The sequence below is a fragment of the Abyssogena phaseoliformis symbiont OG214 genome, assembly GCF_016592595.1.
Classification (GTDB): domain Bacteria; phylum Pseudomonadota; class Gammaproteobacteria; order PS1; family Pseudothioglobaceae; genus Ruthia.
Genome location: NZ_AP012977.1, coordinates 233,785 through 251,631 on the forward strand (window position 1 = coordinate 233,785; position 17,847 = coordinate 251,631).

The window sequence follows — 17,847 nt, forward strand, 5'->3', positions numbered from 1 at the left end:
CCTTTTAATATAACTTTATGGAAAATTTTAGACACTTTTAGACACTTTATTCCACTTTTATTTAAAACAATTTAAAAATTTGTCTTTGTAGTAAAAAAGTTGTTAACGATAGTTTTGACTTGGGTTTTTTATCTAAGTGAGAAGTTTAGAAATTCATTCTTTTCTTATATAGTGTGATTGTGTTGTTTTGCTATTGATACAATAGCAAATATTTTACACCTTCCAAAATTATACTAACTAGCCACCTATGACTTCTGGACCCATTAACAAGGTGGGTAAATAGATAGATATTTGGGGAATAAAGGTAATCATTATTAGAAATAGTAGCATCAATAACAACCATGGCAGTGTTGATTTAATGACGCTTATTAAAGGCATGCCTGTAAATGCTTGAGGTAACAAATAAGTTAAGCTCCACAGGCGGCGTTAGCATGCCAATTTCCATATTAACAACCATAATAATACCAAGGTGAATTGGATCAATACCAAGTTCTATTGCGATTGGAAACAAGATGGGTGCCATGATGAGCAGTACTGCTGATAGTTCCATAAAATTACCTGCAATGAGTAATATTAAGTTAACAATGAGTAGGAACCCCCCAAACAGGCAAACCAAAAGAAATAATCGCTTCTACAATCTCATGAGGAATGCGCTCGTTAGTTAATACAAAAGCAAATAGCATTGCATTTGTAATAATGCACATCAGTATAATTGAAGTTTTTGCTGAGTCTATAATGACCCAAGAAATATCTTTTATTTTTATATCTTTATAAACAAAAACGCCTAAAATAAAGGCTATACTGCAGCCACTGCCGCTGCTTCAGTGGGTGTAAACACACCGCCGTAGATGCCACCCATGATAATAACAACTAAGAATAATCCACCTGAGGCCTTGGTGAAAGACCTTGCTAAATTCTTCATACCCTTAATAAGATACACTTGGATAGCCTTTGATTCTAGCGGTGAAGTAAATGGCAATCATCATCATTGAACCGATAATCAACCCTGGAATAACACCAGATAAAAACATCCTACCCACCGATACTTCAGTAACAGTTGCATAAACCATCATAACAATTGAAGGTGGAATTAAGATGCCCATAGTGCCAGCAGAACTAATCACGCCTGCAGCATAAGATTGTGGGTAACCTTCTTTAACTATGCCAGCAATAACATAGAGCCAATGGCAATAACAGTGGCAGGTGATGAGCCTGATACAGCAGTAAACATCATGCAAGCCAGTACTGATGCCATTGGTAAGCCATCTTTAATCCAGCCAATACTATCAATCGCAAAGTCAACCAAGCGTTGTGCCGCGCCACCTTTTGACAAAAAGGAGGACGTTAATATAAAAAATGGAATGGCTATTAAAGTATAGTGCTCCATTGAGCTAAATATATGCCCAGCAAGAGAGGCTAGAGATTCATCTCCAAATAATAAAATCACACTAACGCTGGATAAGCCTAGGGAAAAAGCCACAGGCACGCCTAATGCTATTAGACCAAAAAGCATGAAAAACAAGACAAAAATTACCATTATTTTTGACTACTCTTGATAATCATTAGTGTGCATAGTGTGCAAATCAGCAAAGTACATGAGCAGGGTTTTGTCTTTAATAACATTAATCATAACTTCCACAAAAGCCGATAAAACATCAGTGCAAAACTAAGAGGTAAGATGATTTTTGCTTGCCATCCAAGTATTGGCAAATCTCCCATTTTAATTTCAATTGCTTTTAGCAATGAAATGTATTCATAACTACCTATGAACATAATAATGACAAATACCATGCAAGCAGATATGGAAAAAGTGTTATTTTTTTCGATTTTTCTCAGAAAAAAGATTGACCGCGCTGTCAACAGCAATATGCGCGCCACATTTAATAACATAGGATGCGGCCTAGTAAGATTAGCCAAGCTAAATAAATAAGTAGTGACTTCTAACGCCCAAATTGTACCTGAGTTAAATACATATCGGGCAACAACTTGTGAAAAGGTTAATAGTGTCATTGTGACTAATAATAATGTAATCAGCCACTGCTCAACGTGATTAAGAATTTTGGACAATTTCATCATAAGTGGCACAACTCATTTTGCACAAACTGTTGTATCATTTTTTTAGTTTTTAACATTACATTACATTGCTGAACTGCAGTGATGTTATCTTTACCAACTTGGTTTTCAAATTTAGTCCAAACTGGTTTCATTGCCACAACCCATCGTTGTTTTTTGTTCAGGGGTTAGAATGTGAATATTGGTTTTGCCAGAATCTGCAATAGTTTTCATGTCTTTTATTGCAGCGTCAAGTGCAAATTGGGTGACTTTAGCCGCCACTTCTTTGATGATTTTTTCTAGCTCAAGACGGATATCGTCAGGCAAAGAACTCCAAAAACGTTTATTGGTTATTAAGGCGTATTCTAAAACGCCATGGTCGGATATAGTTGTATCTTTTTGCACTTCAAAGAATTTTTTTGATCGAATATTTGACTAGGTGTTTTCTTGACCATCAATAACGCCTGTTACCAAAGCATTGTAAGCTTCAGAAAAAGATATTTTTTGTGGGTTTGCATCAACGGTTTCAAACTGTACTTTGAGTACATCAGAGCTCATATTTAGGCGTAATCAATGGATGGTTGGCAGAAATTTGTTTCATACCGTTAAGCCAATAACCCAAGCCTTTAAGTCCTTTTCTATCGATAGCATTTAATAATTCTTGCCCTTTTTTTGAATCTGTAAAGCAATTTAATGTTTGTGTATTTTTAAACAGGAAGGGCAAATCAAACAGTGCCCATTTTTTGGTATTTTTGCTAAATTTAGACAGTGGGGGCGCTGCCCAACTGCACATCGTTTAGTAGTAGTGCTTTAAGCACAGCTTTATCGTCATATAATTGTGAACTGGGATAGACTTCAATGCGCATTTTGCCATTTAAACGTTCATGCACCATTTTTTTAAAAAGCATCGCGCCTTTGCCTTTAGAAGCGGCTTCGGTGGTAACGTGAGAAAATTTAATCACAATTTCTTTGACCAAGACTATGGATGACATTGTAAGTCCAATTGTAAGTATGATTGGCGTTACTAATTTGATATTTTTATTCATCTTTTACTCTCTTCAAGTGTATAGATTAATGAGCATAACAGTCTTAAAATAACCAGGTGTCAATCGTCTTTGATATTACTGATAGTAGTGCACTATATAAGCACTTATCCAGATGCCGTAAAAACCACCTTTAATTTTATCTTTTTACTATTAAGAGTTGAATTAAAATACAGTCTAATTTTAGTCATCCTTAGCGTTATTAAATGAATCAGATTAGTCTTGAACAACAAAGTGTTGCCGAGTTTAGTGAGCGTGCTTATCTTGATTATTCAATGTATGTTATTCTTGATCGCGCATTGCCTTTTGTTGGTGATGGTCTAAAGCCAGTACAAAGGCGTATTGTTTATGCGATGAGTGAACTTGGTTTGAAATCTACAGCAAAGTTTAAAAAATCAGCCCGTACGGTGGGCGATGTGCTTGGTAAATTCCATCCACATGGTGATAGTGCTTGCTATGAGGCGATGGTGCTGATGGCACAGCCATTTTCTTATCGTTATCCATTTATTGACGGGCAAGGAAACTGGGGTGCGCCAGATGATCCTAAATCATTTGCAGCGATGCGTTATACCGAAAGTAAACTTTCTCGTTATGCAGATTTATTGCTTAGCGAAATTAATCAAGGTACGGTTAATTGGGTAGATAATTTTGACAGCTCACTTCAAGAGCCTAAAAATCTGCCTGCACAAGTACCTAACTTATTACTAAACGGTACCTCGGGTATTGCTGTGGGCATGGCAACTGATGTGCCACCGCATAATTTGACCGAAGTGGTGAGCGTTTGTATTGCGCTATTGGACAAGCCATCTATGGATTTAGACAGCATCATGCGAATTATTCGAGCACCTGACTATCCCACTGATGCTGATATTGTATCCTCACCTGCAGACCTTAGACAAATTTATGAAACAGGTCATGGGTCGGTGAAGATGCGTGCTATTTATCAGAAAGAAAAAGGTAATATTGTGATTGAGGCACTGCCTTTCCAAACTTCTGGTGCCAAGGTAATCACCCAAATTGCAGCGCAAATGCGCGCAAAAAAACTACCTTTGGTGGATGATATTCGAGATGAGTCGGACCATGAAAACCCAACGCGTATTGTTATTGTTCCACGTTCTAATCGAGTTGATGTAGATGCATTAATGCTACACTTATTTGCCACAACTGAGCTTGAAAAAAGCTACCGTGTTAATATGAATGTGATTGGTTTGAACGGTAAGCCAAGCGTTTTGCCACTCATTCCGATGCTTAAAGAATGGTTAAGCTATAGAATGCAAGTTGTGACTAATCGTTTAAGCTATTGCCTTGATAAAATTCTTGCGCGTTTGTATATTTTAGAAGGCTTGCTCGTTGCTTTTTTAAACATTGATAAAGTGATTGCCATTATTCGTGAGCACGATAAGCCTAAGCCAGTATTGATTGATCATTTTAAATTGAGTGATATTCAAGCAGAAGCAATTTTAGAGCTAAAATTGCGCCATCTTGTAAAATTAGAAGAAGTTAAAATTCAAGCCGAACAACAAGAATTAGCATTAGAGAAAGAAAAATTAGAGTTGTTACTTTCAAGTGACTTGCGCCTTAAAACCTTGATTAAAAAAGAGCTAAAAGCGATTATCAAAGATTTTGGTGATGAGCGTAGATCTAACATTAAAAGCAATGTAAATACTGCTCAAGCCTTTAGTGAGGATGATTTGGCACCTGCTGAAAATGTCACCGTCGTGCTTAGCGATAAAGGCTGGGTGCGCAGTGCTAAAGGTCATGATATTGACCCAACAACACTTAATTATAAAGCAGGCGATGGTTATTTAATCAGCGTCAAAGGCAAAAGCAACAAACCTGTAATTTTTATTGATTCAACAGGTAGGTCATATTCACTACTGGCTAATTCATTGCTCAGTGCGCGAGGGCAGGGCGAGCCATTAACAGGCAAACTAAGTCCGCCTTCAGAGGCACGATTTGTCGATGTAGTGATGGGTAAGACGAGTCAAAATATCCTATTGGCTTCTGATGCAGGGTATGGTTTTATTGCCACTATTGGTGATTTGCTATCTTCAAGACAAGCAGGAAAAGCATCTCTTTCGTTGCCTAAAGGTGCACAAGTGATGAAAATTATTAATGTAGATGATTTGGATAATCAGTTTATTGCATTGGCAACAAATCGTGGGCGTTTATTGGTATTTCCAATATCTGAATTGCCAATATTATCCAAAGGTAAAGGTAACAAGCTTATTCAAATTCCCACCAAAGATGTTAAGACTAGACAAGAGTTTGTAATGAGTGTTTGTATTTTGCTAGAAACTCAACATTTAAAAGTCATTGCAGGCAAGCGTCATTTAACCATCAAGTTCCAAGATTTAAGCAATTACATAAGTGCCAGAGCGCGTCGTGGTAACCTTTTGCCTAAAGGCTATCAAAATGTTTCTTTCATTGAGGCAATTGATTAAATCAAAATATTTGAGACAAGCCAATAATCTACCCATTAATTCAGGGTGTAATTTTTAGCAGGTCATAGGTATAATTAATAATTTTACCAATTTTTCCGAAAATGTTCGTCCTAAAAATTGTTACCGATTTCGCATCGGCTCATTCACTCAGGGAATATCCAGGTGATTGTTCACGTCTGCATGGGCATAACTGGCAAGTGGAAATGATGGTTGCTGCTAGAAAATTAAATAGCAATGGTATTGCTATTGATTTTCGAGAAATTAAAAAACAAACCAAGGTTGTTGTAAAGCGTCTAGATCATCAATATTTGAATGAAATAGCACCTTTTGATAAACTTAATCCTACCGCAGAAAATATTGCCAAGTATTTTTTTGATGAAGTGGGCCAGCTAATTAATACTAATGATGTTAAGGTCAAGAAAGTGACTATTTGGGAAACACCTAGAGCATCTGTAACTTATTCCCAAGGAGACCTATGAGTGCAACTCATTTACCTGACACGCAAAATAGTGTAGATACTCGTCAAATTATCATTGATAAAGTAGGCATTAAAGATATCACCCATCCTATTACTTATATTGATTGTGATGGCAATAAAATGCCTACAATAGGCATTTTTACCATGACAGTATCCTTGCCAGAGCATGTTAAAGGCACGCACATGTCACGCTTTATTGAGATTTTAAACGAAGGTCCTTGTGAGTTTAGTGCACACAATTTTGATAGAATTATTAACAAAGTAAGAGAAAGACTTAAATCAGACACTGCACATATTACGCTTAATTTTCCTTTCTTTAGAAAGAAAAAAGCCCCATCTTCAGGTGTTGAATCAATCATGGATTATCAAGTGACTTTATATGGCACATTAAATAAAGGTGAGGCACAAGTGATGATGAAAGTCGTGGTTCCTGTGACCAGTCTATGTCCTTGTTCAAAAAGTATTTCTAAATATGGGGCGCATAATCAACGCTCGCATATTACTATTAAAGCCAAGGTAGCTAAAGGAAAAACTTTACACATTGAAGATTTGATTGATTTAGCCGAACGCAAAGCTTCGTGTGAACTTTATGCCATTCTTAAACGCGATGATGAAAAAGTGGTGACTGAAAGAGCGTATGATAACCCTGCATTTGTTGAGGACTTAGTGCGTGATATTGCAGTCGATTTAAATGCGGATGATAAAATTAGTTATTACCGTCTTGAGTCTGAAAATTTTGAATCGATTCATAATCATTCAGCTTATGCACTTATTGAAAATCAAAAATGCTAAAAAAAATCTTAAATAAAATTAGTAACATTCGCATCACCAAGGCAGAATCCATTACCCCGCCAATAGGCTTTATTAAAAAATACCCAGTCAAAAAGACACAGTCTGATTTTATTATCCACTCAAGAAAAGCCATTGCCGATATCATCTCTGGCAAGGATAAGCGTTTATTGGTTGTGGTTGGGCCTTGCTCCATTCATGATCCAAAAGCTGCTAGAGATTATGCGCAACGATTGTTAAAAATAAAGCAAGAATTAGAGCAAGATTTATTTATTGTTATGCGTGTTTATTTTGAAAAACCACGCACCACAATTGGCTGGAAAGGGCTTATTTATGATCCTGATTTAGACAACAGTTTTGACATGGAAAAAGGTTTTGATTTGGCTCGTAGTTTGTTACTAGATTTGTCAAAAATGGGCATGCCAAGTGCCACAGAATATCTTGATTTAATCACCCCACAATACATCTCTGATTTGATTTCATGGGGGGCAATTGGCGCACGAACAACCGAAAGTCAAACTCACCGAGAATTGGCGTCTGGCTTGTCTTGTCCAGTGGGTTTTAAAAATGGCACAAACGGCAACATCCAAATTGCCATTGATGCGATTGTATCGGCTTCAAATTCACATATGTTTTGGTCGATTAGTAAAAAAGGCGTGGCAAATCGTTACACCACAACAGGCAATCCAAATTGCCATATTATCCTTCGTGGCGCTGCTGATGGACCCAACTATAGTAAAGAAAACGTTGACAATGCGGTTAAGCAATTAATAAAAGATGGTTTATTAGGTAGAGTTATGGTTGATTTTTCCCACGCTAATAGTGAGAAAAATTTTAAAAACCAGTTGCTAGTGGGTGATGAAATTGCCAAACAAGTGAGTTTAGGCTCAGATAAAATTTTTGGGGTGATGATTGAGTCCAATATCAATGAAGGCGCTCAAGCAGTAGATGAATTAAAATCATTAGAGTACGGTATTAGTATTACCGACGGTTGTCTTGGCTGGCAAGATACTGAAAATCTGCTCAAAACACTAGCATTATCAGCGCAAGCAAGAAATACATAGTTTTAAACTAAAAGACCTTACTTTCTAATAAAAGATTTATCAAAAAAGCAAGGTTTTAGCTTGAAATAAAATCAATACTTGCACTCAAATTAGGTAAAATAAAAGGCAATTCAAATCAAGTCTTTTTATCATGTCTGAGCATACTGAAAATTCCACCCATTTCGAGCCAAATATCCCGATAGTTACCATTGAAGACGAGATGCGTAATTCCTACTTGGAATACGCAATGAGTGTTATTGTTGGACGTGCATTGCCTGATGTTCGAGACGGGCTTAAGCCCGTGCATCGTCGCGTACTTTACGCCATGGAGGTCTTGGGTAATGATTACAATAAATCTTATAAAAAATCAGCCCGTATTGTTGGTGATGTGATTGGTAAATACCATCCGCATGGCGATACAGCCGTGTATGACACCATTGTGCGCATGGCACAACCATTTTCAATGCGTAATATTTTAATTGATGGTCAGGGTAACTTTGGCTCGGTTGATGGTGATTCAGCTGCTGCTATGCGTTATACAGAAATTCGCATGGCCAAACTTTCGCATGAGTTGTTGCGAGATTTAGAAAAAGACACTGTTGATTTTATTGAAAATTACGACGGCTCAGAATCAGAACCTTCAGTACTACCAACACGTGTACCTAATCTTTTGGCCAATGGCTCATCAGGAATTGCAGTAGGTATGGCAACCAATATTCCACCTCACAATTTAGGTGAAGTGATTGAGGCTTGTTTGAAAACCATTGACAATGAAGATATTACTATTGATGAATTGTTGGAAATCATGCCAGGCCCAGATTTTCCAACGGCAGGTATTATTAATGGTGCAAGTGGCATTCGCCAGGCCTATGAGACTGGCAAAGGCAAAATTTACTTGCGCTCAGTATCCCATACTGAAGGCGAAGACAAACAAAGTATTGTTGTGACCGAGCTGCCTTATCAAGTTAATAAGGCCAAGCTAATTGGTAAAATTGCAGAACTTGTTAAAGATAAGCGCATTGATGGCATCACTGGACTTCGTGATGAGTCTGATAAAGATGGTATGCGCATGGTAATTGAATTGCGTCGTGGCGAAGTGCCAGAAGTGATGCTTAATAATTTGTATAAGCTGACTGAAATGCAAACCGTATTCGGTATTAATATGGTGGCGATTGACAAGGGCATGCCAAAGTTAATGACACTAAAAGGTATCCTAGAGGCGTTCATCGCTCATAGACGTGATGTGGTAACACGCCGCTCTATTTTTGATTTAAACAAAGCCAGAAATCGTGCACACTTATTAGAAGGTTTATCAGTTGCACTATATAACATTGATGACATTATTGAGCTGATTAAATCTGCTTCAAACCCAGCAGATGCAAAAGAAGCATTAATGGCTAAAACTTGGCAAGGCTCAGTGATTAAAGAGCTGATTGGCGATCGTGACATGGTGATGTTCAAGCCAGAAGATTTGTCAAAAGAGTTAGGCTTACAAATGAATGGCAATTATCAATTATCACAAAAACAAGCGCAAGCCATTTTAGATTTAAAACTTCATCGCTTAACAGGGCTTGAAAAAGACAAGATTTTTGATGAATTTAATGAACTATTAGAGCGCATTAAATATCTACTAGATATTTTACAAACCCCTGAAAGGCTTATGCAGGTTATCCGTGAAGAGTTAATAGACATTCAAAGTAACTATGCTAATGCTCGTATGACGCAAATTTTAGAACACAAAATTGATTTAACCCTTGAGGATTTAATTGTTCAAGAAGAGCGTGTGGTCACCTTGTCTCATGGCGGGTATGTGAAAGCACAATCTTTAAGTGATTACCAAGCACAGCGCCGTGGCGGTAAAGGCAAAGCAGCCACTAAAGTAAAAGATGAAGATTTTGTTGATCAATTATTTATTGCTAATTCTCACGATACAGTTTTGTGCTTCTCTTCCTTAGGAAGAGTGCACTGGCTCCAGGTTTATGAGTTGCCAATGGCATCACGCATAGCGTGTGGTAAGCCGATTGTTAACTTATTACCACTAGAAAAAGAAGAAGTCATTAACGCTATTTTGCCAGTATCAGAATTTGATGAAAATCATTTTGTCTTTATGGTAACCAGTAGTGGTACGTGTAAAAAAACAGCGCTCACTAACTTCTCAAAACCACGCAAAGGCGGTATTATTGCCATCGAATTAAGAGATAACGACCAACTTGTTGGTGTAGAAATCACCTCAGGTGAGCATGATATTATGCTATTCTCAGCCAATGGTAAATCCATTCGATTTAAAGAATCAGATGTGCGTGTCGTAGGGCGTACAGCCATTGGTGTACGTGGCATTAAATTAGCAGATGCTGATAAAGTGGTATCTCTTATTGTTGCCAATCAAGACAGTCCAGTTCTGACAGCAACTGAAAAAGGCTTTGGCAAGCGTACGCAGCTTGATGAGTATCGCACTCAAGCACGAGGCGGCTCAGGTGTTATTTCCATTAAAACTTCAGATAGAAATGGCAAAGTTGTTGGCGCTATTCAGGTAACTGATGAAGATGAGATGATGTTAATTTCTAACAAAGGCACTTTGGTTCGCGCTAGAGCAGTTGATGTTTCTATCATTGGCCGTAACACTCAAGGCGTAACTTTGATTAATATCGTTAAAAATGAAAAATTAGTCTCTGTTGCAAAAATTGCTGAAACAAGAGATGAAGAGTCTGAAAATGAAAATAATACAGGAGAGTAGATAAGGCTTCTTTTGTTAACAAAAGAAATCCACTTAAGGCAAATTTAAGTTTTTTTTGAATGATTGGGGTAAATATAATGAATAAAGATACGAAACAAGAATTATCTGGTTTTAACAGTACTGTTGCGTTGGGTAGTTGGTTTAGTAATCATTGCTTTGGCAGTAATAGGTGTTTATATGGGCGAGAATGAAGTGTTTGCACTTTATCCTATTCATAAGTCAATCGGTGTTTTGATTTTTGCCGTAATTGTCATTAGAGTTTATTGACGTTTTGTTAATAAACTGGTTGCAGCCTGCGGCTAATTATACAAAGATTGAATATAATTTATCAAAAATTGTACACTGGGTGTTAATTATTGCAACGGTTATTATGCCAATTTCAGGATTCATTATGTCGGGTGCAGGCGGTTATGGAGTTTCGATGTTTGGTTTGGAATTTGTTGCCGCTAATTTTGATCCAGTGGCTAAAAAAGCAATTGCGCATAATGTCGCTCTTGCTGGTTTTATGAGTAGCACTCATGCGCCAATGCTGTTTGGGCTATGATTATCGCTATTTTTCTACATTTATCAGGGTGCTATTAAGCATCACTTTATGGGATAAAAGACAGTACTTTGAAAAGGATGCTGGGCAAGAGAATTTAAGGGTAAATGGCGTGGTGAAAGCCTTATATCGTTCAAATGAATTTTTTTTGATTAATGCTCTCGGGTTGTTGAAAAAACCAAGTTAGGGTGGCGCTCTATGGTTAATTGCAAGTTAACACTAGATGGTGCAAGATAAGTAAGCATGCCCTTTGCATCAATTGCAACATTATTACCTGCTTTGATTTTAAGTTGTTCGATATCTTTGTCACTACCTGTCACCCAGCGCGCTGTTGCGATGTTAATGGTTTCAAATTGACAATCAACGCCGTATTCATATTTTAAGCGGTGCACCACCACATCAAATTGTAAAACACCGACAGCACCTAAAATTTGCGATGAGTTGATAATTGGACGAAATACTTGGGTTGCACCTTCTTCTGAAAGTTGGTTTAAGCCTTTTTGTAAGGCTTTAGCTTTGAGTGGATCTTTAAGTTGGGCGCGACGGAAAAGCTCTGGTGCAAAGTTTGGAATGCCCTGAAAAGTGAGTTTTTCGCCTTGAGTAAAGGTATCGCCAATACTAATGCCACCATGGTTATGAATGCCAATCACATCGCCAGCATAAGCCACCTCTGTTGAGGTACGTTCACGCGACATAAAAGTCACTGCGTTACTGATTTTAATTTGTTTGTTGGTTGATACTTGTAGGACTTTCATGCCTTTTTTATATTGCCCGCTAACGATACGCATAAAAGCAAGACGGTCATGGTGTTTTGGGTCCATATTAGCTTGAATCTTGAAAACAAAGCCAGTCAGTTTGTCTTCATCAGGCTTGACTTCTCGTGTGTCTGATTCGCGGTTTTTTGGTGTGGGTGCGTACTGGATAAAGCCATCAAGCAGATTTTGAATACCAAAGTTTGAAATGGCCGAGCCAAAAAATACTGGGGTTTGTTTGCCAGCTAGAAACTCATCTAAACTAAATGGTGTGGTTGTTTCGCGAATAAGCTCCACTTCTTCACGCATTTTAAGAGTGACATCTTTGCCTAAAATTTCATCAAGCTGAGAGTTATTAACGCCGTCAATAATAATGTGTTCACCAATTTCAGAATTCTTGCCAGTTTCATATAAATAAACTTTATCTTCAAGCAGATGGACAACGCCTTTGAAACGTTTACCCATGCCAATTGGCCAAGTAATGGGCGCGCATTCAATATTAAGCATGGTTTCTACTTCATCTAGTAAATCAATTGGCTCTTTGCCTTCGCGGTCCAGTTTATTAATAAAAGTTAAAATTGGCGTGTCACGCAAACGACACACCTCCATAAGCTTAACAGTCCGTATTTCTACGCCTTTAGCAACGTCAATAACCATAAGTGCTGAATCCACTGCCGTGAGAGTGCGATAGGTATCTTCAGAAAAATCCTCATGCCCTGGTGTGTCTAATAAATTAATCACATGATTGTCATATTCAAACTGCATGATGGATGAAGTGATAGAAATTCCTCTTTCTTTTTCCATTTCCATCCAATCAGATGTCGCATGTGTGTTGGCTTTTCGTGCCTTAACACTACCCGCTGTTTTAATTGCACCTGCATACAATAGCAATTTTTCGGTGACTGTGGTTTTGCCGGCATCAGGGTGAGAAATAATCGCAAAAGTGCGGCGTTTGGGTATCTTGTTCATTAGTCTTTAATCACCAATTCAACGCCAGCCTCAATAAACATTTCTTGTGAGAGTTCAACGCTTTGGTTCCAATTGTCTAGTTCTTTTGATTTTTCTATAACCACTCTTTTAATGCCAACTTGAATAATACCTTTGGCACATTCTGAGCAAATAGGCAGTCCGTAAACATACAAAGTTGCACCATCAAGAGAGGTGCCAGAATAAGTGGCATTATAAATGGCGTTCATTTCTGCATGGACCACAAATTGATATTTGGTTTCCCGATGGTTATAACGCTCATCAGTATCATGAATCCCTCTTGGGAAGCCATTAAATCCTTGGGATAAAACCTCTTTTTTGCGACCTACGGTAATGGCACCCACTTGTGTAGAAGGGTCTTTTGACCAAGTAGAAACCTCTTTTGCTAGTGATAAGTAGCGCTCATCCCATTTGTCTAATATGTTCATAATTAGCGTATTTTAATAGATGCCAAACTAGCCAGCACTAAGATTAAAGTCACCATCCAAAAGCGCACGATAATTTTTGGCTCAGACATGCCTTTTTTTTCAAAGTGGTGGTGAAGAGGCGCCATTAGGAAAATACGTTTTTTATATCGCTTATAATAGCCCACTTGAATAATCACAGATAAGGTTTCAGCCACAAACACACCACCCATAATAAATAATAAAATTTCTTGGCGAATTAAAATAGCAATGACTGCCAAAATAGCACCTAAAGACAATGAACCCACATCGCCCATAAAAATTTCAGCAGGATAGGTGTTAAACCATAAAAACCCTAATCCGGCTCCAATAAGCGCCGTACAAATAACAAACAATTCGCCAGTGCCTGGCATGAAGGGCATATTAAGGTAACTTGAAAAATTATAGTGACCACTAAGATAAGCAAAAATAGCCAACGCACTCGATATAAGTATGACTGGCATAATGGCAAGGCCGTCTAAACCGTCAGTTAAATTAACCGCATTAGAACTCCCAACAATGACAAAATATGATAATAGTAAAAAACCGGCAATGCCTAATGGCAGCATTGCATCTTTAAAAAATGGGATAAGTAACTGTGTTTGAATAGAATCTTGAGAGATCAGCACAATCCAAGTGCTAATCACAATAGCACCCAATGATTGAGTTAGAAGTTTTATTGAAGAACTTAAACCATTTGATGATTTATGTTTGATTTTGAGATAATCATCCGTAAAACCAATAGCGCCAAATATAATAGAAGTGACAATAACAATCCATAGATAGGTATTAGACCAATCGCCCCAAATTAAAACACTAACCATAAATGCAAATAAAATCAGTATACCACCCATGGTTGGTGTGCCTACTTTGATTAGATGTGATTCAGGGCCGTCAGTTCTGATGACTTGGCCAATTTGGTATTGTTGCAGTTGATTAATAAAAACACGTCCTAGCATAAGGCTGATAAACAAGGCGCTTAGCATGGCCAGTACAGCCCGGACAGTTAAGTAGTTTAAGACGCTAAATCCAGCGTCAAACTGAGCAAGAAAGTTGATTAATTCCAAAAACATAGAGTTTAGCGAATGTCGTTAATTGATAATAACTCTAACTTAAAGATTAAAATAGAGTCTTGAGAGAGATTACCACGCTTGCTGTTGCCATAAATTTGGTTGAAAGGGGTAATGGTGATACGCCTTTCACCAGGTGTCATTTGCAGTACTTCATCATCAATAAGTTTGATAATAGTGCCAGAGCCTGCAGCGAATGGCAATGGTGTTTCGGCTTTTCGCATACTTGTTCCATCGCCTAAATCAATGGATAAATTCACCTTAACTAAATCCCTTTTTTTTGGTTGATTACCTTTACCTGTTTGGTTAATTTCAACAAAATGTCCTACTGTCATCAGTTTAGCATTTGGATAGTTTTGGTTGACAAATTTGACTAAGCTCTGTCTTTCCTGAGTCAGTTGTTGCTCTTCTTTGCTTGTGTATTTTGCATTAGTCGCTTGAAATGCTGCTTCGTCAGTTTGAAAGTTTTTTGCCTTGTCGCCAATACGAATAATATTAACTTTGCGAATAAAGTCATCTTGTTTAATACGATTAACCACATTCATACCTTTAATAACACGACCAAAGACAGTGTGCTTGCCGTCTAGCCAAGGTGTGGCTTTATGAGTGATAAAAAATTGCGAGCCATTAGTATTAGGGCCAGAATTTGCCATGGATAAAATACCACCATCATCATGCTTCAAATCGGTAATTTCATCCATAAATTGATAACCTGGACTGGCCAGTACCATTGACTTTTGGATCGCCCCCTTGAACCATAAAATTATCAATCACTCGATGAAATTTTAAGCCATTGTAAAAAGGTTTTCCGATTTGAGTGTTTGAATGCTTTTTGCCTTGCGCTAAACCCACAAAATTAATCACGGTTAGTGGTGTTTTTTCAAACTCAAGGTTGACAATAATATCCCCTTGATTGGTATGTAAATTGGCGTATAAACCCTCTTCTAATTTGGCTTGTGACGGTAGTGAAATAATCAATGTTAACAGTAAGGATAAGCGATATATCATGTCAATAATATGGTTGATGAAAACCAATTATGATACCTAAAAACTGATTAGAAAAGATACCAACAATACGGTAAAATTTAGCTTAAATTTATTGTTACAACAGACTAGGAGAAGACCATGTCTTTATTGATTACAGACGAGTGTATTAATTGTGATGTTTGTGAGCCAGAATGCCCTAATGATGCCATTTATATGGGCGATGAAATTTATGAAATTGATGGCGATAAGTGTACCGAATGCAAAGGTCATTTTGACGAGCCACAATGTGTTGAAGTCTGCCCAGTTGATTGTTGCTTGTCTGATCCTGATCGTGTTGAAACTGAAGAGGAGTTATTGGCAAAGATAAAGTAGTCAAAACAACCTGCACTTGATTTATCTATCATAAAAACTCGATACACGAGTTAATCAAACGACTTAATCTTTTCTTCACAAAGCCGTTTGGTTAAAGTTTGCAAGTAAGTCACTCTGTCACTTAAATAGTTTAATTCTTCTTCTGTGATTTTATAATGCTCCGGGTAGCGCGCTTTAACATAAGCTTGTTTAAGTAACTGGAAACAACGACGTTTAGATTTGTTATCTTGTAGAAAGATATCAATTAATACTTCATTTTGAAGGATTGCCATTGAACCAAGTTGTTGTAAATTATGAGTATAGGGTTTGTATTGGGTCAGCACTAAAGATAAGTAAGAATAATAGTGTTCAGTAGTTTGATGGAGTTCAAAGGCTGCTACATTTAACTTTTTGCGTTTGAATGCGTGTTGGTATTGTTCAAAAAAATCACTAAAACATCATAATCACTGATATAACCAGTCTGTGGTTTGTTTACCCACTTGCCTGTAGCATGTGAACCATAAAGAATGACCTTAATGAGTTTGCCTGTTTTTTTGCCTGAGGCGAAACTAATAACCTCATTAAACTCTTCACGAATGACTTGGACAATTTGCCTTAGGTGCGTTTTCTTGTTGTTAGGCAAGTGGTCTAGGGAGTCTTTCGTTTAGTTTTTAGTTTAAAGAATGCTTGTTGTTGATATGGATTATACAGGGACAATTAAGGACATATGGCGTGGGACTGGTTTTAGTTTTAGGCGATGACGCGCTTGAGTTCAAGCGATGCTTTAGTGCTCAGTTGGGATGATTTGTTAACTTTTATGTTTTTCACACCGCACTAAGAGTTAGTGTGAAGAAATACAACTATTATTTGCTTGCTAAAATTTCCTCAAGTGCTGATAGGCATAAAACGATATTTTCTTTTCTTGAAGCATAACCCATTAAACCAATACGCCAAACTTTGCCAGCATAAGCACCAAGACCTGCACCAATTTCAAGGTTGTAATCATTCAGTAGAGTGGTACGAACTTGTGCATCATCAACACCTTCAGGGATAAACACAGAATTTAATTGTGGTAAGCGGTCTTTTTTATTCACTAAGAAGTTAATACCCATTGCCTCTAAACCATCTCTTAATAGCTCGTGGTTTTTTTGATGACGCGCCCAAGAGTTCTCAATACCTTCTTCTAATATCATGACCAATGATTCGTGTAAACCGTATAGTGTATTCACAGGTACGGTGTGGTGATAGGTGCGTTTAGCGCCTTCACCCCAATATCCCATGACTAAATTAAGGTCTAAAAACCAACTGCTAACAGGTGTTTTTCGTGTATTGAGTTTTTTAATAGCACGCTCGCCAAAGCTAATGGGCGAAATACCTGGCATGGCAGATAAACATTTTTGTGTGCCTGAATAAATCGCATCAATTTTCCATTCGTCAACACGCAATTCAGTACCACCTAAAGAAGTAACCGTGTCAATAATAGTAATACAATCATACTGGCGTGCAAGTTTGCATGAGGCTTTAGCGTCAGATTGCGCACCTGTTGAAGTCCTCAGCATGCACAAAAGCAACAATATTGGCATCTGGGTTATTTTTAAAGCTCCTTCTAGCTTGTCAACACTGACCGCCTCGCCCCAATTATCCTCAACAATAATTGCTTCACCTCCCAAACGAGTTATATTTTCTTTCATACTCATGCTAAATACGCCATCAATACACACAATAACTTTATCACCAGGCTCAACTAAATTGGCAAAACAAGTCTCCATGCCCGAAGAACCAGGTCCTGATACAGGCATGGTTAACTCGTTTTCAGTTTTAAAAATAGTTTTTAAACCTTCTTTAGTCTCATCCATCATGCCCACAAAAGCAGGGTCTAGATGACCAATGGTAGGCCTTCCATGGCGGATAAAATTCTTGGATGTACATCAAGAAGGACCTGGTCCCATTAACGTTCTTACTGGCGGATTAAATGATTGCATAATACTATAGGATTAAAATAAATAAAAAAACCATTATAATAGTTTAGATGTCAATTATTTATGAATTATCACTTTCTTTATATGAGGGTATTGCGGGTGATTATTGAGAGAACATCATCAATCACCTTCAAAAAAATAAAAATAATGAGCC

At 37.6% G+C, this 17,847-nt stretch carries 20 protein-coding genes and 3 pseudogenes; 8 read left to right on the forward strand and 15 right to left on the reverse strand.

What is annotated here, in order from left to right; translation table 11 throughout:
* Positions 1–355 precede the first annotated feature (355 nt).
* From CVPH_RS10625 to CVPH_RS11085, 7 genes and pseudogenes are all read right to left on the reverse strand, one after another.
* Positions 356–550 carry a TRAP transporter large permease subunit gene (locus tag CVPH_RS10625; RefSeq protein ID WP_281064654.1) on the reverse strand — a complete coding sequence of 65 codons (195 nt, stop codon included), beginning with the start codon at positions 548–550 and terminating at the stop codon, positions 356–358.
* Positions 551–578: 28 nt separating this feature from the next.
* Positions 579–1,103, reverse strand: a pseudogene (locus CVPH_RS10630) (TRAP transporter large permease subunit).
* 56 nt (positions 1,104–1,159) lie between these two features.
* Positions 1,160–1,537, reverse strand: coding sequence for a TRAP transporter large permease subunit (locus tag CVPH_RS10635; RefSeq protein WP_281064655.1), 378 nt, complete (start codon positions 1,535–1,537; stop codon positions 1,160–1,162).
* 89 nt (positions 1,538–1,626) lie between these two features.
* The gene (locus tag CVPH_RS01580) at positions 1,627–2,076 is read right to left on the reverse strand and encodes a TRAP transporter small permease (RefSeq protein ID WP_201341793.1); all 450 of its coding nucleotides are present in this window, start codon (positions 2,074–2,076) and stop codon (positions 1,627–1,629) included.
* A gap of 111 nt (positions 2,077–2,187) precedes the next feature.
* Positions 2,188–2,610 (reverse strand): annotated as a pseudogene (dctP, locus tag CVPH_RS11075) (TRAP transporter substrate-binding protein DctP).
* A complete protein-coding gene (locus tag CVPH_RS11080; protein WP_425353122.1) occupies positions 2,600–2,845 on the reverse strand; it encodes a type 2 periplasmic-binding domain-containing protein in 246 nt (81 codons plus the stop codon). The pseudogene dctP and the gene CVPH_RS11080 overlap by 11 nt, the downstream one beginning before the upstream one ends.
* Positions 2,814–3,098: a type 2 periplasmic-binding domain-containing protein gene (locus tag CVPH_RS11085; RefSeq protein ID WP_425353123.1), complete on the reverse strand. Its 285-nt coding sequence runs from the start codon at positions 3,096–3,098 to the stop codon at positions 2,814–2,816. The genes CVPH_RS11080 and CVPH_RS11085 overlap by 32 nt, the downstream gene beginning before the upstream one ends.
* Positions 3,099–3,301: 203 nt before the next feature.
* Between CVPH_RS11085 and parC the strand changes: the two genes are divergently transcribed.
* The 7 genes from parC (at position 3,302) to CVPH_RS09945 (ending at position 11,127) form a co-directional block, all read left to right on the forward strand.
* The gene (parC, locus tag CVPH_RS01590; RefSeq protein WP_201341794.1) at positions 3,302–5,539 is read left to right on the forward strand and encodes a DNA topoisomerase IV subunit A; all 2,238 of its coding nucleotides are present in this window, start codon (positions 3,302–3,304) and stop codon (positions 5,537–5,539) included.
* A 101-nt stretch (positions 5,540–5,640) separates the two neighbouring features.
* Positions 5,641–6,018, forward strand: a complete 378-nt coding sequence (gene queD, locus CVPH_RS01595) for a 6-carboxytetrahydropterin synthase QueD (RefSeq protein ID WP_201341795.1) — start codon at positions 5,641–5,643, stop codon at positions 6,016–6,018.
* Positions 6,015–6,809: a GTP cyclohydrolase FolE2 gene (gene folE2 / locus CVPH_RS01600; protein WP_201341796.1), complete on the forward strand. Its 795-nt coding sequence runs from the start codon at positions 6,015–6,017 to the stop codon at positions 6,807–6,809. Before queD ends, folE2 begins: the two co-directional genes overlap by 4 nt.
* Complete coding sequence (locus CVPH_RS01605) at positions 6,803–7,870, forward strand: 3-deoxy-7-phosphoheptulonate synthase (protein ID WP_201341797.1); 1,068 nt, start codon at positions 6,803–6,805, stop codon at positions 7,868–7,870. Before folE2 ends, CVPH_RS01605 begins: the two co-directional genes overlap by 7 nt.
* A 130-nt stretch (positions 7,871–8,000) precedes the next feature.
* Positions 8,001–10,583: a DNA gyrase subunit A gene (gene gyrA / locus CVPH_RS01610; protein ID WP_201341798.1), complete on the forward strand. Its 2,583-nt coding sequence runs from the start codon at positions 8,001–8,003 to the stop codon at positions 10,581–10,583.
* 123 nt (positions 10,584–10,706) lie between these two features.
* Positions 10,707–10,850: a hypothetical protein gene (locus CVPH_RS09940; protein ID WP_225879753.1), complete on the forward strand. Its 144-nt coding sequence runs from the start codon at positions 10,707–10,709 to the stop codon at positions 10,848–10,850.
* On the forward strand, positions 10,831–11,127 hold the full coding sequence (locus tag CVPH_RS09945) for a hypothetical protein (protein ID WP_225879754.1): 297 nt from the start codon (positions 10,831–10,833) through the stop codon (positions 11,125–11,127). The genes CVPH_RS09940 and CVPH_RS09945 overlap by 20 nt, the downstream gene beginning before the upstream one ends.
* Before the next feature lie 149 nt (positions 11,128–11,276).
* Here CVPH_RS09945 and CVPH_RS01620 read toward each other — a convergent pair whose 3' ends face one another.
* The 5 genes from CVPH_RS01620 to CVPH_RS09955 are packed head-to-tail and all read right to left on the reverse strand — an operon-like array spanning position 11,277 to position 15,384.
* Positions 11,277–12,845, reverse strand: a complete 1,569-nt coding sequence (locus CVPH_RS01620) for a peptide chain release factor 3 (protein ID WP_201341799.1) — start codon at positions 12,843–12,845, stop codon at positions 11,277–11,279.
* The gene (locus CVPH_RS01625) at positions 12,845–13,291 is read right to left on the reverse strand and encodes a deoxycytidylate deaminase (protein WP_201341800.1); all 447 of its coding nucleotides are present in this window, start codon (positions 13,289–13,291) and stop codon (positions 12,845–12,847) included. Before CVPH_RS01625 ends, CVPH_RS01620 begins: the two co-directional genes overlap by 1 nt.
* Positions 13,292–13,293: 2 nt before the next feature.
* Positions 13,294–14,379, reverse strand: a complete 1,086-nt coding sequence (gene mraY, locus CVPH_RS01630) for a phospho-N-acetylmuramoyl-pentapeptide-transferase (protein WP_201341801.1) — start codon at positions 14,377–14,379, stop codon at positions 13,294–13,296.
* Between the two features lie 5 nt (positions 14,380–14,384).
* Complete coding sequence (locus tag CVPH_RS10640) at positions 14,385–15,107, reverse strand: peptidylprolyl isomerase (RefSeq protein ID WP_281064656.1); 723 nt, start codon at positions 15,105–15,107, stop codon at positions 14,385–14,387.
* Positions 15,070–15,384 carry a peptidylprolyl isomerase gene (locus CVPH_RS09955; protein WP_281064657.1) on the reverse strand — a complete coding sequence of 105 codons (315 nt, stop codon included), beginning with the start codon at positions 15,382–15,384 and terminating at the stop codon, positions 15,070–15,072. The genes CVPH_RS10640 and CVPH_RS09955 overlap by 38 nt, the downstream gene beginning before the upstream one ends.
* Positions 15,385–15,501: 117 nt before the next feature.
* Here CVPH_RS09955 and CVPH_RS01640 point away from each other — a divergent pair, with 117 nt between their 5' ends.
* Positions 15,502–15,735, forward strand: a complete 234-nt coding sequence (locus tag CVPH_RS01640; RefSeq protein WP_201340194.1) for a YfhL family 4Fe-4S dicluster ferredoxin — start codon at positions 15,502–15,504, stop codon at positions 15,733–15,735.
* Positions 15,736–15,785: 50 nt separating this feature from the next.
* Here the strand turns inward: CVPH_RS01640 and CVPH_RS01645 are convergent.
* The 3 genes and pseudogenes from CVPH_RS01645 to CVPH_RS01655 form a co-directional block, all read right to left on the reverse strand.
* Positions 15,786–16,103: pseudogene (locus tag CVPH_RS01645) on the reverse strand (HEPN domain-containing protein); the annotation flags it as partial.
* A gap of 14 nt (positions 16,104–16,117) precedes the next feature.
* Positions 16,118–16,357: a nucleotidyltransferase domain-containing protein gene (locus tag CVPH_RS01650; RefSeq protein WP_201341802.1), complete on the reverse strand. Its 240-nt coding sequence runs from the start codon at positions 16,355–16,357 to the stop codon at positions 16,118–16,120.
* 220 nt (positions 16,358–16,577) lie between these two features.
* Positions 16,578–17,624 carry a pyridoxal-phosphate-dependent aminotransferase family protein gene (locus CVPH_RS01655; protein WP_342590481.1) on the reverse strand — a complete coding sequence of 349 codons (1,047 nt, stop codon included), beginning with the start codon at positions 17,622–17,624 and terminating at the stop codon, positions 16,578–16,580.
* Positions 17,625–17,847 lie beyond the last annotated feature (223 nt).

Coding starts and splice junctions, on each gene's coding strand:
- CVPH_RS10640 (WP_281064656.1), bottom strand. CDS start 15,107: ATGGTACTGGCCAGTCCAGGTTATCAATTTATGGATGAAATTACCGAT.
- gyrA (WP_201341798.1), top strand. CDS start 8,001: ATGTCTGAGCATACTGAAAATTCCACCCATTTCGAGCCAAATATCCCG.
- CVPH_RS01605 (WP_201341797.1), top strand. CDS start 6,803: ATGCTAAAAAAAATCTTAAATAAAATTAGTAACATTCGCATCACCAAG.
- CVPH_RS10625 (WP_281064654.1), bottom strand. CDS start 550: ATGGAACTATCAGCAGTACTGCTCATCATGGCACCCATCTTGTTTCCA.
- CVPH_RS09955 (WP_281064657.1), bottom strand. CDS start 15,384: ATGATATATCGCTTATCCTTACTGTTAACATTGATTATTTCACTACCG.
- mraY (WP_201341801.1), bottom strand. CDS start 14,379: ATGTTTTTGGAATTAATCAACTTTCTTGCTCAGTTTGACGCTGGATTT.
- parC (WP_201341794.1), top strand. CDS start 3,302: ATGAATCAGATTAGTCTTGAACAACAAAGTGTTGCCGAGTTTAGTGAG.
- CVPH_RS11080 (WP_425353122.1), bottom strand. CDS start 2,845: ATGTGCAGTTGGGCAGCGCCCCCACTGTCTAAATTTAGCAAAAATACC.
- CVPH_RS01640 (WP_201340194.1), top strand. CDS start 15,502: ATGTCTTTATTGATTACAGACGAGTGTATTAATTGTGATGTTTGTGAG.
- queD (WP_201341795.1), top strand. CDS start 5,641: ATGTTCGTCCTAAAAATTGTTACCGATTTCGCATCGGCTCATTCACTC.
- CVPH_RS01580 (WP_201341793.1), bottom strand. CDS start 2,076: ATGATGAAATTGTCCAAAATTCTTAATCACGTTGAGCAGTGGCTGATT.
- folE2 (WP_201341796.1), top strand. CDS start 6,015: ATGAGTGCAACTCATTTACCTGACACGCAAAATAGTGTAGATACTCGT.
- CVPH_RS10635 (WP_281064655.1), bottom strand. CDS start 1,537: ATGGTAATTTTTGTCTTGTTTTTCATGCTTTTTGGTCTAATAGCATTA.
- CVPH_RS01620 (WP_201341799.1), bottom strand. CDS start 12,845: ATGAACAAGATACCCAAACGCCGCACTTTTGCGATTATTTCTCACCCT.
- CVPH_RS01625 (WP_201341800.1), bottom strand. CDS start 13,291: ATGAACATATTAGACAAATGGGATGAGCGCTACTTATCACTAGCAAAA.
- CVPH_RS11085 (WP_425353123.1), bottom strand. CDS start 3,098: ATGAATAAAAATATCAAATTAGTAACGCCAATCATACTTACAATTGGA.